Origin of the sequence: Pseudomonas orientalis (assembly GCF_001439815.1) — a bacterium.
Lineage (GTDB): Bacteria > Pseudomonadota > Gammaproteobacteria > Pseudomonadales > Pseudomonadaceae > Aquipseudomonas > Aquipseudomonas orientalis.
The window spans coordinates 279661-292798 of sequence record NZ_JYLM01000002.1; the positions used below are offsets into that span (position 1 = coordinate 279661).

The window sequence follows — 13138 nt, forward strand, 5'->3', positions numbered from 1 at the left end:
TTAAATAAAAATTTCAAAACAAAATTTGAATTTATCTTTCCGAATTTGTAGTGTGGCTCTACGCCGCCGCTCAATCCGAGCGGCCCGCAGGTGTCACGCCCTGGATCAAGTAGAGGTATCCCCATGGTTATCTGGTTATTGGTGGGTTTCGTCGCAGCAACTGCCCTGGCGTATCGACAAGCGGCTGCAACGTTGTGGCTGGGCGCGGGCCTGGTATGGCTGGCGGCTGGCTTTCTTTTCAATGTGGTGGCCGCCTTCGGCGCCAGCGTCGCAGCGGTGCTGGTGCTGCTGCCGGCCGTGGTGCTGGCGATCAAACCGCTGCGCCGTGTGCTGTTGACCGGCAAGGCCCTGGGGCTGTTTCGTACGATCATGCCGGCGATGTCCGACACCGAGCGCGCGGCCATCGAGTCCGGCACCGTGTGGTGGGACGCCGAGCTGTTCAGCGGCAAGCCTGACTGGCAGCGCCTGTTGCAAGCCGCACCGGCCAGCCTGAGTACCGAAGAGCAGGCATTTCTCGACAATGAAGTGGAAACCCTGTGCGACATCGCCAATGACTGGGAAACCACTCAGGTGTGGCAGGACATGTCCCCCGAGGGCTGGCAGTACACCAAGGATGCGGGCTTTCTCGGCATGATCATCCCCAAGCAGTACGGCGGCAAGGGCTTCTCCCACTATGCGCACTCCCAAGTGGTGATGAAGCTGTCGACCCGCTGTTCGGCGGCGGCCATTTCGGTGATGGTGCCCAACTCCCTGGGCCCCGCCGAACTGTTGCTGCATTACGGCACCGACGCCCAGCGCAACTACTACCTGCCGCGTCTTGCGCGGGGCGAGGACATCCCGTGCTTTGCGCTGACCAGCCCATATGCCGGCTCCGACGCCGGCGCAATTCCCGACGTGGGCATCGTGTGCAAAGGCCTGCACGAAGGTGAGCAAGTGTTGGGATTCAAGGTGACCTGGGACAAGCGCTACATCACCCTCGGCCCGATTGCCACGGTACTGGGCCTGGCGTTCCGCGCCGAAGACCCGGACGGTCTGCTCGGTGCCGCCGGTTCCCTGGGCATCACCTGTGCGCTGATTCCTACCGCCCACCCGGGCGTGAACAGTGGTCGCCGCCACTGGCCGTTGAACGCGGTATTCCAGAACGGTCCCACCACCGGCAAGGATGTGTTCATTCCGCTGGAGTGGGTGATCGGCGGCCGCGAACAAGTCGGCAACGGCTGGCGCATGCTGATGGAATGCCTGGCGGCGGGCAGGGCGATTTCGCTGCCGTCGGCCAATGTCGGTCTGGCCAAGGTGGCGGTACGGGGCACCACCGCCTACGCGGCGATGCGTAAACAGTTCGGCCTGCCCATCGGCAAGTTCGAAGGGGTGCAGGCGCCGTTGGCGCGCATGGCCGGGCATTTGTATGCCTGTGATGCGGTGCGCAAGGTGTCGGTGGCGTCCCTGGATGCCGGTGAGAAACCCTCGGTGATCTCGGCCATTGCCAAATACCACGTCACCGAGCGCGCCCGCATGATCGTCAACGACGGCATGGACATCGTCGCCGGCAAGGGCATCTGCATGGGGCCCAACAACTTCCTGGCCCGTGCCTATCAGCAAAGCCCCATCGCCATCACGGTGGAAGGCGCGAACATCATGACCCGCTGCCTGATCATTTACGGCCAGGGGCTGATTCGTTGCCATCCCTATGTGTTCCGTGAAATGGAAGCGGCGCGTGACCCCGATCGGCGCAAGGCACTGGAGGCGTTCGACAGCGCGATGTTCGGCCATGTGAGCTTTGTATTGGCCAACACCGTGCGCGCGGCGGTGCATGCACTGACCGGCGGCCGGTTGCTGTCTGCCCCGGCCAAGACCGACCCGGCGCTGGCGTCCTACTACCGTCAGGCCAATCGCTTGTCGGTAGTGCTGGCGCTGGTGTCGGACATTTCCATGGGCGTGCTGGGTGGCGCCCTCAAGCGCAAGGAAAGTATCACCGGGCGCCTGGGCGATATGCTTTCGCAGTTGTACATCCTGTCCTGTGTGCTCAAGCGCTTTGAGGATGATGGCCGGCCCCAGGCCGATTTGCCGCTGGTGCATTGGGCCGCCCAGGATGCCTTGCTGCGGGCCCATGAAGCCTTGGCTGAAGTACTCGACAATTACCCCTCAAAAGTCGCTACCGGGGTGCTGCGGGGTTTGAGTTTTCCATTCGGCATTCCCTTGCACAAGCCGTCGGATCGCCTGCTGGCCCAGGTCGCCGATGTGGTGCAGACCCCCGGCGAAACCCGCGACCGCTTGCTGGCCAATTCCTACATCCCACGGCCGGAAATCGACAAGCTGGCCTACGGCGAGCTGGGACTGCGCCTGTTGCCCCAGGTTGAGCTGATCGAGGCACGGCTCAAGCCCACCATCAAGCAAGGCCTGCTCGAGCCGATGCCGATTTCCGCTGTGGCCTTTGCCGGCTGGCGCGTCAAGGCGCGGGCGCTGGATTTGATCAGCGACGACGAACAAGCCTTGCTCGCGCGCTACGTGGAATACGCCGACCACGCTATCCAGGTCGACGATTTTCCGCAGGACTTTGGGTTGCTGGAGGCCCTGCAGCAGCGCAAGCAAGCGTTGGAGCCCGCCGCCAAGCGTCGCGCCAACCAAAGCGAGAACGCTTCGGTCAATTAATTCAAACGCGGTCACCTGTGGGAGGGGGCAAGCCCCCTCCCACAGGTGACCGGGTTTCCAAGGCAGGATTGTGCTGTGAATGGATCTATCTATGAGTGACAGCTACCTTTCTTTTGTCAATTCCCCCTGGGGCCGTCGCCTGGCCCAGGCCGTCGGCTTGCCGCAACCCTTGCCCCTGCAACGCCACCGCAGTGGCCGGCAGGGGCTGGCCAATCCGGTGATCCTCGCCGGGGCAGGGCGCCTGGTGGAGCAGGTGCAACGCATCTTCACTAGCACTGATACCGTCGCCGCCACCCCGGCGACCCTCAGGGCGCCGTCCACGGTGAACGTGCAGGGCGCGGTGTTCGATGCCAGCGGCGTGACCGACCCGCAGCATCTGGATGAGCTCTACCAGTTCTTTCACGCCAATGCCAGACGCCTGGGCCAGCATGCGCGCGTGCTGGTCCTCGGCACCGCGCCGGAACATTGCCGGGACTTGCCCCAGGCCGTCGCCCAGCGTGCGCTCGAAGGTTTGGTGCGCTCGCTGGCCAAGGAACTGCGCCGGGCCATTACCGTGCAATTGATCTACGTGGCGCCCGGCGCCGAGGACGCGTTGGACAGCAGCCTGCGCTTTTTTCTGTCGCGTCGGTCGGCCTATGTGTCGGGGCAAGTGATACGCCTGGAAAAACCGTTGGGCGACGCGCCGGGTGTCAATTGGGACACGCCGTTCGCCGGCCGTCGCGCCCTGGTCACCGGTGCCTCCCGGGGCATCGGCCTGGCCATTGCCCAGGTGTTGGCGCGCGACGGTGCCCATGTGGTGTGTGTCGACGTGCCCCAGGCCCGGTTGGCGCTGCAACAAGCCGCCGACAGCGTGAACGGCTCGGCGCTGCCCCTGGACATCACTGCGCCGGATGCCGCCGCGTTATTGCAGGCGCATGTCAGCCAGTACGGCGCCTTTGATGTGGTGGTGCACAACGCCGGGATTACCCGCGACAAGACCATCGCCAAGATGACCGAGACCGCCTGGCGCAGCGTGCTGGCGGTCAATCTGGAAGCGCCGGTGCAGCTCAGCCAGGCGCTGCTGGACAACCAAGGCCTTAACCCCGGCGGGCGCATCGTTTGCGTATCGTCGATTTCCGGTATTGCCGGCAACCTCGGGCAAAGCAACTACGCCACCTCCAAGGCCGGGGTGATCGGCCTGGTGCAGGGCCTGGCCCCGCAGGCGGCGGCGCGACAGGTGACGGTGAATGCCGTGGCGCCTGGGTTTATCGAGACGCAGATGACCGCGAAAATCCCGCTGATGATCCGCGAGGCCGGGCGGCGCATGAACTCCCTGTCCCAGGGCGGGCGGCCGATCGACGTGGCCGAGACCATCGCGTGGCTGGCGCATCCGGGGTCCGGCGGGGTCAACGGCCAGGTGGTGCGGGTGTGCGGCCAAAGCCTGCTGGGAGCTTGAACCATGGATTACGTGACGCAAATCATTGACCCGCCGCCCTCGCGCACCCGATTGTTGCTCGACGGCGTGCGCGGCTTGCGCAAGCCCAAGCCCGACGGCGCGCCGCCACTGCCCAGGGAGCGTCTGGTACGCCCGGCGGTGGAACTGTCGGACGCGGCCATCGCCGCCTATGGCCGCGCCTGTGGTTTTCGCCGCGAACAGGGCGTGCCGCTGTCCTATCCTCATGTGCTGGCGTTCCCGCTGCACTTGATGCTGCTGACCCGCCCCGGCTTCCCGTACCCGGCCAGCGGCATGGTGCACCTGGCCAATCGCATTCGCCAGCATCAACGCTTGCACGAAGGTCAGGCGCTGCGCCTGGAAGTGTTTTGTGAACGCTGGGTCGCCCATCCCAAAGGGCAGGCGTTGAGCATTGCCACCCGCGCCTACGGCGACGAGGCCCTGGTGTGGGAAAGCGACAGCCTGTACCTGCGCCGCGACGTGAAAAATCCCATCGGGGAGCTGTGGGTGGAGGCACTGCCGTTGCAGGAAGAAGGCTTGCTGCGCACCCAGCGCTGGGTCTTGCCCGCCGATCTGGGGCGCCGTTTTGCCAAGGTTTCGGGGGACTTCAATCCGATTCATACGTCGGTACTGGGCGCGAAGGTCTTCGGCTTTCGCCGCGCCATCGCCCACGGCATGTGGACCCTGGGCCGAGCGCTGGCCGCACAGCAGCCTCCGGGTGGCCTGGATCGCGCCGAGGCCCATTGCGATTTCAAGTTGCCGATCTTCCTGCCCGGCCAGGTCGCCCTGTGGAGTCACCCCGTGACTGGACCGTTGCGCGAGTTCGAAGTGCGCAACGTCGCCGGCGACAAACCGCATATGCGCGGCTTGTTTATGTGGGATCAACCGCCTGGAATGAGAGCCTTGCATGAGTGAATACAGCTTCAATCCGCCCCCGAGCCGGCGCGTGGCGATCATCGGCGGTAATCGCCTGCCGTTTGCCCGTTCCAATACCGTCTATGCCCATGACTCCAATCAGGACTTGCTGGTGGCCGCACTGCAGGGCCTGGTGGACCGCTACAACCTGCACGGCCAGCGCCTGGGGGAGTTCGCCGCCGGTGCGGTGATCAAGCATTCGCGGGATTTCAACCTGGCCCGCGAGTCACTGCTGTCGACCACACTGTCCGCGCAGACGCCTGCCTACGATGTGCAACAAGCCTGCGGCACGGGCCTGGAGGCCGCGTTGCTGGTGGCGAATAAAATCGCCCTGGGCCAGATCGAGGTCGGCATTGCCGGCGGCGCCGACACCACCTCCGACGCGCCCATCGGCATCAACGAATCCCTGCGCCACACCTTGCTCGCGGCCAACCGGGCCAAGGGCCTGGGCGATAAACTCAAGGCCCTGTTAAAGGTGCGCCCGTCGATGTTGTTCAAGCCCCTGCTGCCGCGCAATGGCGAGCCGCGCACCGGCCTGTCGATGGGCGAGCACTGCGAAGCAATGGCCAGGCGCTGGCAGATCAAGCGCCTGGCCCAGGACGAGTTGACCCTCACCAGTCACCAGCGCCTGGACGCGGCCTATCAGCGCGGTTTCTTCGACGACCTGATCAGCCCCCATCGGGGCCTGGCCCGGGACAACAACCTGCGCGCCGACATCAGCCTGGAAAAACTCGCCGGCCTGGCGCCGGCGTTCGATCGCCAGAACGGTACGCTCACCGCCGGCAACTCGACGCCCCTGACCGACGGCGCCTCGGTGGTGCTGCTCGCCAGTGAAGACTGGGCCGCCGCCAATGGCTGGCCGGTGCTGGCCTACCTGCGCACCGGCGAAACGGCGGCGGTGAATTTCGTCGACGGCACCGAAGGCCTGCTGATGGCTCCGGCCTACGCCGTACCGCGCATGCTCAAGCGTGAAGGCCTGAGTTTCGCCGACTTTGATTTCTTCGAAATCCATGAAGCCTTCGCCGCCCAGGTGCTGTGCACGCTCAAGGCCTGGGAAGACCCGGACTATTGCCGCGAGCGCCTGGGCCTGGACGCACCGCTGGGCGCCATCGACCGCAGCAAAATGAACGTCAACGGCGGCTCGCTGGGCTGCGGCCATCCGTTTGCCGCTACCGGTGGCCGACAACTGGCGGCGCTGGCCAAGGCCATCCACGAGCGCGGTGGCGGTCGCGGGTTGATCTCGATCTGTGCGGCGGGCGGGCTGGGTATCACCGCCATCGTCGAAAAGTAGACCTCCTCAAAACAACAATAAGGACACTGCCATGAACGCCATCAGCCTGGAACAGACCGAACGCATCTGGTTGAACGCCTATCTGCCCGGCGTGCCGGCGGACATCGATGCCGCCATCGAGGATTACCCCTCATTGCGTGAAGTGTTCCTGGAGCACCTGGAAAAATTCCGCGAGCGGGTGGCCTATGTCAGCATCGGCACGCCGATGACCTATGCCGATTGGAATATCCAGGGCCACGCCTTCGCCGCCTGGCTGCAGGGCCAGGGGGTGAAGAAGGGTGATCGTGTCGCGTTGATGATGCCCAATTGCTTGCAGTACCCCATCTGCCTGTTAGGCACGATCCTGGCCGGCGCGGTGGTGGTCAACGTCAATCCGTTGTACACCGCCCATGAACTCAAGCACCTGCTCAAGGACAGCGGCGCCGAGACCGTGGTGATCTTCGAAAACTTCGCCCACACCCTGGAAAAAGTCATCGCCGGCAGCAGCGTCAAGCGCGTGGTGGTGGCAGCCATCGGCGATTTGCTCGGCACCTTCAAGGGCGCGGCGATGAACTTCATCCTGCGCAGCGTGCAAAAGCAGGTGCCGGCCTTCAGGCTGCAAGGTTCGGTGCGTTTCAACCAAGTGCTCAAACAGGGGCGGGGGCTGACGCATCTGCCGGTCAGCCTGGACCGCGATGAGCTGGCCTTCCTGCAATACACCGGCGGCACCACCGGCGATGCCAAGGGCGTGATGCTCAGCCATCGCAATATCATCGCCAACCTGTTGCAGGCCAAGGCCTGGGTCGGCGACCAACTGGACCAGGACAAGCAGGAAACCAACGTGACCCTGTTGCCGCTGTACCACATCTTTTCCCTGACGGTGAACTGCCTGATGTTCATGTGCCTGGGCGGGCGCAATATCCTCATCGCCAACCCCCGGGACGTGAAACGGGTGCAGATGATCCTGCGCAAGGAGCGCTTCAACGGGATTGCCGGGGTCAACACGCTGTTCAACGGTTTGCTGGAGAACAAGGAATTCTGCGCGCGGGACTTTTCCGACCTGCGCCTGGTGATCGCCGGGGGCATGGCCACGCACACGGCGGTGGCCAAGCGCTGGAAGGAGGTCACCGGGGTGCCGATTGTCGAGGGCTACGGGCTGACTGAGTGTTCACCGGTGGTGAGCATCAGCCCCATCGACATTCACCGTATGCGCGAGATGGCATTCACCGGCAGCATCGGCGTGCCCTTGCCGTCGACCTGGGTGCGTTTCATGCGCGAAGACGGTGAATTGGCCGAGGTCGGCGAGCCGGGCGAATTGCAGGTGCGCGGTCCGCAAGTGATGCAGGGCTACTGGAAGCGTCCCAGGGAAACCGCCGAAGTGCTGGACGCCGAGGGCTGGTTGTCCACCGGTGATATCGGGGTGATGGATGCGCGTGGTTACATCCGCCTGGTGGATCGCAAGAAGGACATGATCCTGGTCTCTGGCTTCAACGTGTACCCCAATGAAATCGAGGACGTGGTGGCGCTGCACCCAGGCGTGGCGGAAGTGGCGGCAATCGGCGTGGAAGATGGCGTAACCGGTGAGCGAGTCAAGATCATCGTGGTACGCAGGGACCCGAGCCTGACCCAGGCGCAGATCCTCGCCCATTGCCGGGAATACCTGACCGGGTACAAAGTGCCGCGCTATGTGGAGTTTCGCAGTACCGAGTTACCCAAGACCACGGTGGGCAAAGTACTGCGCCGAGCCCTGCGCTGATACTGAAGGTAACGCAGACCAAATGTGGGAGGGGGCTTGCCCTGATGCCTGTAGGAGCGAGCTTGCTCGCGAAAAACGTCAACGATAACGCGTGCTTCCTGAATGAACGCGGTGCCTGTGAGTTTTTCGCGAGCAAGCTCGCTCCTACAAAAAGCCTTATTAGGGCAAGCCCCCTCCCACATTTTCAGACCGTGGCCACTGTTACCCAGCGCTCCTCACGGGCAGCCATCCGAATCGCCGTCGCCAACCGCTCCACCGCCCACGCCGCTTCAAAATCAGTGCCATCGCCACCTTGACCCGCCAGCGCCATGATCAGCTCCTGCACCTCCAATGTCTTCAGCTCGTTGTAGCCCAACTGATGCCCCGCCGCCGGGCTGAACGCGGCATAGCCGGGCAGGGCAGGGCCGGCGAGCAGACGCTGGAAACCGTCCTGGCCGGCGCGGCACAGGCGCAGTTCGTTCAAGCGCTCCTGGTCGAACGCCAGCGTGCCCAGGGTGCCGCTGATTTCGAAACTCAGGTGATTCTTGTAGCCATGCTTGAGCCAACTGCTGCTCACCGTGCCGCGCGCGCCGTTGGCGAAACGCAGCAGGGCATGCACCTGGTCGTCCACGGCGATGGCGTTCAATGCGCTGCTGCCTTTGGAGGCTGGCCGTTGCGCGTGGACGGTCTGGGTATCGGCGCACACGCTGACCACTTCGCCCACCAGATAATGGGCCATCGACAATAAATGGCTGCCGAGGTCCGCCAGCGCGCCGCCTGCATGTTCCACCTCACAGCGCCACGACCAGGGCGAGGCCGGATCGGCCATGAAGTCTTCGCTGAACTCGCCCTGGAAGCTGATGATTTCGCCCAGCTCGCCGCTGGCAATCATCTGTCGCGCCAGCACAATCATCGGGTTGTGCTGGTAGTTGTAGCCGACGCGCGTCACCACCCCGGCCGCGCCGGCCGCTCGACGCATCGCATCGGCCTGCTGCAGGCTGACCGCCAGCGGCTTCTCGCAATACACCGCCTTGCCCGCCGCAATCGCGGCCATGGCCATGGGGTAGTGCAGATGGTTGGGCGTGGTGATGGCCACCACATCGACCTTGGGATCGTCGATCAGCGCCTGCCAGTCGGCATGGGCCTGGGCAAACCCCCAGGCACTGGCGCAACGCTGCGCGCGTTCGGTGTCGGCATCGGCCAGCGCCGCCAGTGTAAGCGTGACCGGCAGTTCGAAGACCGCCCGGGCGTTGTTGAACGCCAGCGCGTGGGCGCGCCCCATGAAGCCTGTGCCGATCAAACCGATTCCGAGTTCACGCATTGCCGTGGTCCTTTGGATTATTATTTTCAGGATGCGTATTAATGGAATAAATATTCTCAAAATTCAATAGATGGAATAAAAATTCATTCTGCGCGGAGCGATAACGGGGACGGTCACATCATCATTTCGGCTGATGCAGCTATATTCAGCCTGTGGCCAACTGCCGCCAGTTAACAAAAGATAACGTAGCGCCGATTGTCAGAGGATTCGAAAGCCCGATAGGATGGCCCGTGCTTGTTCCAGGCGCTCTAGATTGCAGGTTTCAGAGCCCTGCGCCAGGCGACACGACCTAACAATAATAAATGGGAGAAAGGTCTATGAGTGAGCCTGTCATGGGTTGGGTTGTTTGCCGCCCACGCGCCGCACGCAAGGTTGCGTTGCTGGCCACAGCGCTCTCGCTGTTTGGAGCCGTCGCGTTACCGGGTATCGTTCAGGCCGCCAGCGAGCCTCCAGCTGCGGCAGTGTTTGCGATTGAATCCCCCAAGGCCGCCAAAGGCCTGATGATTGATGTGGTCCACGCCGGCCAGCGCCTGGTGGCGGTGGGTGATCGCGGGCATATCCTCTATTCCGATGACCAGGGCGGCACCTGGGCCCAGGCCAAAGTCCCCACCCGGCAACTGCTCACGGCAGTGTTTTTTGTCGATGCCAAGCACGGCTGGGCGGTCGGTCATGATGCGCAGATCCTTGCCAGCAGCGACGGCGGCGCCAGCTGGACCCAACAATACCAGGACCTCAAGCGCGAAGCGCCGTTGCTCGATGTGTGGTTCAACGACGCCAATCATGGCCTGGCCGTAGGCGCCTACGGTGCGCTGATCGAAACCACCGACGGCGGCAAGACCTGGGAAGACGTCAGCGACCGTCTCGACAACGAAGACCAGTTCCACCTCAACGCCATCGCCTCGGTCAAGGACGCCGGCCTGTTTATCGTCGGTGAGCAGGGCAGCATGTTCCGCTCCAGCGACGACGGCCAGACCTGGGAAAAACTCGAAGGCCCCTACGAGGGCTCGTTGTTTGGCGTGATCGGCACCGCTCAGCCGCACACCCTGCTGGCCTATGGCCTGCGCGGCAATCTTTACCGTTCCACCGACTTCGGCGGCACCTGGGAGCAGGTCGAGTTGACTGCGGCCCGTGGCGCCCTGGAGTTCGGGCTGTCGGGCGCGGCCTTGCTCGAGGACGGTTCCATCGTCGTGGTGGGCAATGGCGGCAGCGTGGTGGTCAGCCACGATGATGGCCAGACCTTCAGCGTATTCAACCGCCCGGACCGGATTTCGCTGTCGGCGGTGACGGCGGCAGGCAATGGCAACTTGATTCTGGTCGGGCAGGGTGGTGTTCGTGTCGCCACGGCCACCGGCGCTGAACCAAAAAAACAATAAGAAGGCGGGGAACGCATGAGCAGTCATCACAACGATAAAGCGACCTTTCTTGAGCGCCTGATCTTCAACAACCGCCCGGCAGTGATCGTCATCTGCCTGCTGGTAAGTGTCTTCCTGTTCTGGCAGGCGACATTGATCCGCCCCTCCACCAGCTTTGAAAAGATGATCCCCCTCAAGCACCCCTTCATCGAAAAGATGATGGAGCATCGCAATGACCTGGCCAACCTGGGCAACACGGTGCGTATTTCGGTGGAGGCCAGGGACGGCGACATTTTCACCAAGGAGTACATGGAAACCCTGCGGCAGATCAACGACGAGGTGTTCTACATCTCCGGCGTCGACCGCTCGGGCCTCAAATCATTATGGAGCCCCAGCGTACGCTGGACCGAAGTGACCGAGGAAGGCTTCGCCGGCGGTGAAGTGATCCCGCAAAGCTACAACGGCTCGCCGCAAAGCCTCGATCAACTGCGCAACAATGTGCTCAAGTCCGGCCAGGTCGGGCGGCTGGTGGCCAATGACTTCAAGTCGAGCATCGTTGACATCCCGCTGTTGGAGTCCTACCCGGACCCGCAGGACCAGGGCAAGTTGCTGGCCCTGGACTATCGCAAGTTCTCCCACGAACTCGAAGACAAGATCCGCGACAAGTTCGAAGCCCAGAACCCCAACGTCAAGATTCATATTGTCGGCTTCGCCAAAAAGGTCGGCGACCTGATCGATGGCCTGGTGATGGTGGTGCTGTTCTTCGGCGTTGCGTTCGTCATCACCCTGATTCTGCTGCTGTGGTTCACCAATTGCCTGCGCAGCACCATTGCGGTGTTGAGCACGACATTGGTGGCGGTGGTCTGGCAACTCGGGCTGATGCACTTCTTCGGTTTCGGACTGGACCCGTATTCGATGCTGGTGCCGTTCCTGATCTTCGCCATCGGCATCTCCCACGGCGTGCAGAAGATCAACGGTATCGCCCTGCAATCCAGCGAGGCGGACAATGCGCTGACCGCCGCACGGCGCACCTTTCGGCAACTGTTCCTGCCGGGAATGATCGCGATCCTCGCCGACGCAGTGGGCTTTATCACGCTGCTGATCATCGACATCGGCGTGATCCGCGAACTGGCGATCGGCGCGTCCATCGGCGTGGCGGTGATCGTATTCACCAACCTGATTCTGCTGCCCGTGGCGATTTCCTACGTCGGTATCAGCAAGCGCGCTATCGCCAAGAGCAAGAAAGATGCAAATCGCGAGCATCCGTTCTGGCGCCTGCTGGCCAAATTCGCCAGCCCCAAGGTCGCCCCGGTATCGGTGCTGCTGGCCCTGGTCGCGTTTGGCGGCGGTCTGTGGTACAGCCAGAACCTGAAAATCGGCGACCTTGACCAGGGCGCGCCGGAACTGCGCCCGGATTCGCGCTACAACAAAGACAACAATTTCATCATCAACAACTATTCCACCAGCTCCGACGTGCTGGTGGTGATGGTCAAGACCAAGGCCGAAGGCTGCTCGCGCTACGAGGCGATGGCGCCCATCGACCAGTTGATGTGGAAGATGCAGAACACCGAGGGCGTGCAGTCGGCGATCTCGCTGGTGACCGTGTCCAAGCAGATGATCAAGGGCATGAACGAGGGCAACCTGAAATGGGAAACCCTGTCGCGCAACCCGGACGTGCTGAACAACTCCATCGCCCGTGCCGATGGCCTGTACAACAACAATTGCTCGCTGGCGCCGGTGCTGGTGTTCCTCAATGATCACAAGGCCGAGACCTTGGACCGCGCGGTGCATGCGGTGCAGGACTTCGCCAGGGAGAACAACAAGGACGGCCTGGAATTCATCCTCGCCGCCGGCAATGCCGGAATCGAAGCCGCCACCAACGAGGTGATCAAGGAATCTGAACTGATCATCCTGATCCTGGTGTACCTGTGCGTGGCAACCATGTGCATGATCACCTTCCGCTCCTGGGCGGCGACCCTGTGCATCGTGCTGCCGCTGGTGCTGACCTCGGTGCTGGGCAACGCGCTGATGGCGTTCATGGGCATCGGCGTCAAGGTCGCGACCTTGCCGGTGGTAGCCCTGGGCGTGGGCATCGGCGTGGATTACGGCATCTACATCTACAGCCGCCTGGAAAGTTTCCTGCGCGCCGGGCTGCCGCTGCAAGAGGCGTATTACCAGACGCTCAAGTCCACCGGTAAAGCCGTGCTGTTCACCGGCCTGTGCCTGGCCATCGGCGTGTGCACCTGGATCTTCTCGGCGATCAAGTTCCAGGCCGACATGGGCCTGATGCTGACCTTCATGCTGCTGTGGAACATGTTCGGCGCGTTGTGGCTGCTGCCGGCACTGGCGCGGTTCCTGATCAAACCGGAAAAACTGGCGGGGCAGAAGGGCAACTCGTTGTTTGCGCACTGAACTGTAGGAGCGAGCTTGCTCGCGAAAAACGTCAACGATAACGCGTGCATTC

8 protein-coding genes are annotated in these 13138 nt (G+C 62.9%); 7 read left to right on the forward strand and 1 reads right to left on the reverse strand.

Annotated features, from left to right (window positions below; genetic code table 11):
* Positions 1–123: 123 nt before the first annotated feature.
* The 5 genes from TU82_RS05595 to TU82_RS05615 all read left to right on the forward strand — a co-directional run bounded on the left by TU82_RS05595 (position 124) and on the right by TU82_RS05615 (position 8022).
* Complete coding sequence (locus TU82_RS05595) at positions 124–2649, forward strand: acyl-CoA dehydrogenase (RefSeq protein ID WP_057722136.1); 2526 nt, start codon at positions 124–126, stop codon at positions 2647–2649.
* Between the two features lie 91 nt (positions 2650–2740).
* Entirely contained in the window at positions 2741–4084 is a 1344-nt protein-coding gene (locus tag TU82_RS05600; protein ID WP_057722137.1) for a 3-oxoacyl-ACP reductase, read from the forward strand.
* Positions 4085–4087: 3 nt separating this feature from the next.
* Positions 4088–4996: a MaoC/PaaZ C-terminal domain-containing protein gene (locus tag TU82_RS05605; protein WP_057722138.1), complete on the forward strand. Its 909-nt coding sequence runs from the start codon at positions 4088–4090 to the stop codon at positions 4994–4996.
* Complete coding sequence (locus TU82_RS05610) at positions 4989–6287, forward strand: acetyl-CoA C-acetyltransferase (RefSeq protein WP_057722139.1); 1299 nt, start codon at positions 4989–4991, stop codon at positions 6285–6287. The genes TU82_RS05605 and TU82_RS05610 overlap by 8 nt, the downstream gene beginning before the upstream one ends.
* A 31-nt stretch (positions 6288–6318) precedes the next feature.
* A complete protein-coding gene (locus TU82_RS05615; RefSeq protein WP_057722140.1) occupies positions 6319–8022 on the forward strand; it encodes an AMP-binding protein in 1704 nt (567 codons plus the stop codon).
* A gap of 184 nt (positions 8023–8206) precedes the next feature.
* Here TU82_RS05615 and TU82_RS05620 read toward each other — a convergent pair whose 3' ends face one another.
* Positions 8207–9322, reverse strand: coding sequence for a Gfo/Idh/MocA family protein (locus TU82_RS05620; RefSeq protein WP_057722141.1), 1116 nt, complete (start codon positions 9320–9322; stop codon positions 8207–8209).
* Between the two features lie 332 nt (positions 9323–9654).
* Here TU82_RS05620 and TU82_RS05625 point away from each other — a divergent pair, with 332 nt between their 5' ends.
* On the forward strand, positions 9655–10695 hold the full coding sequence (locus tag TU82_RS05625) for a WD40/YVTN/BNR-like repeat-containing protein (protein WP_057722142.1): 1041 nt from the start codon (positions 9655–9657) through the stop codon (positions 10693–10695).
* Positions 10696–10710: 15 nt separating this feature from the next.
* Entirely contained in the window at positions 10711–13086 is a 2376-nt protein-coding gene (locus TU82_RS05630) for an efflux RND transporter permease subunit (protein WP_057722143.1), read from the forward strand.
* Positions 13087–13138: the final 52 nt, after the last annotated feature.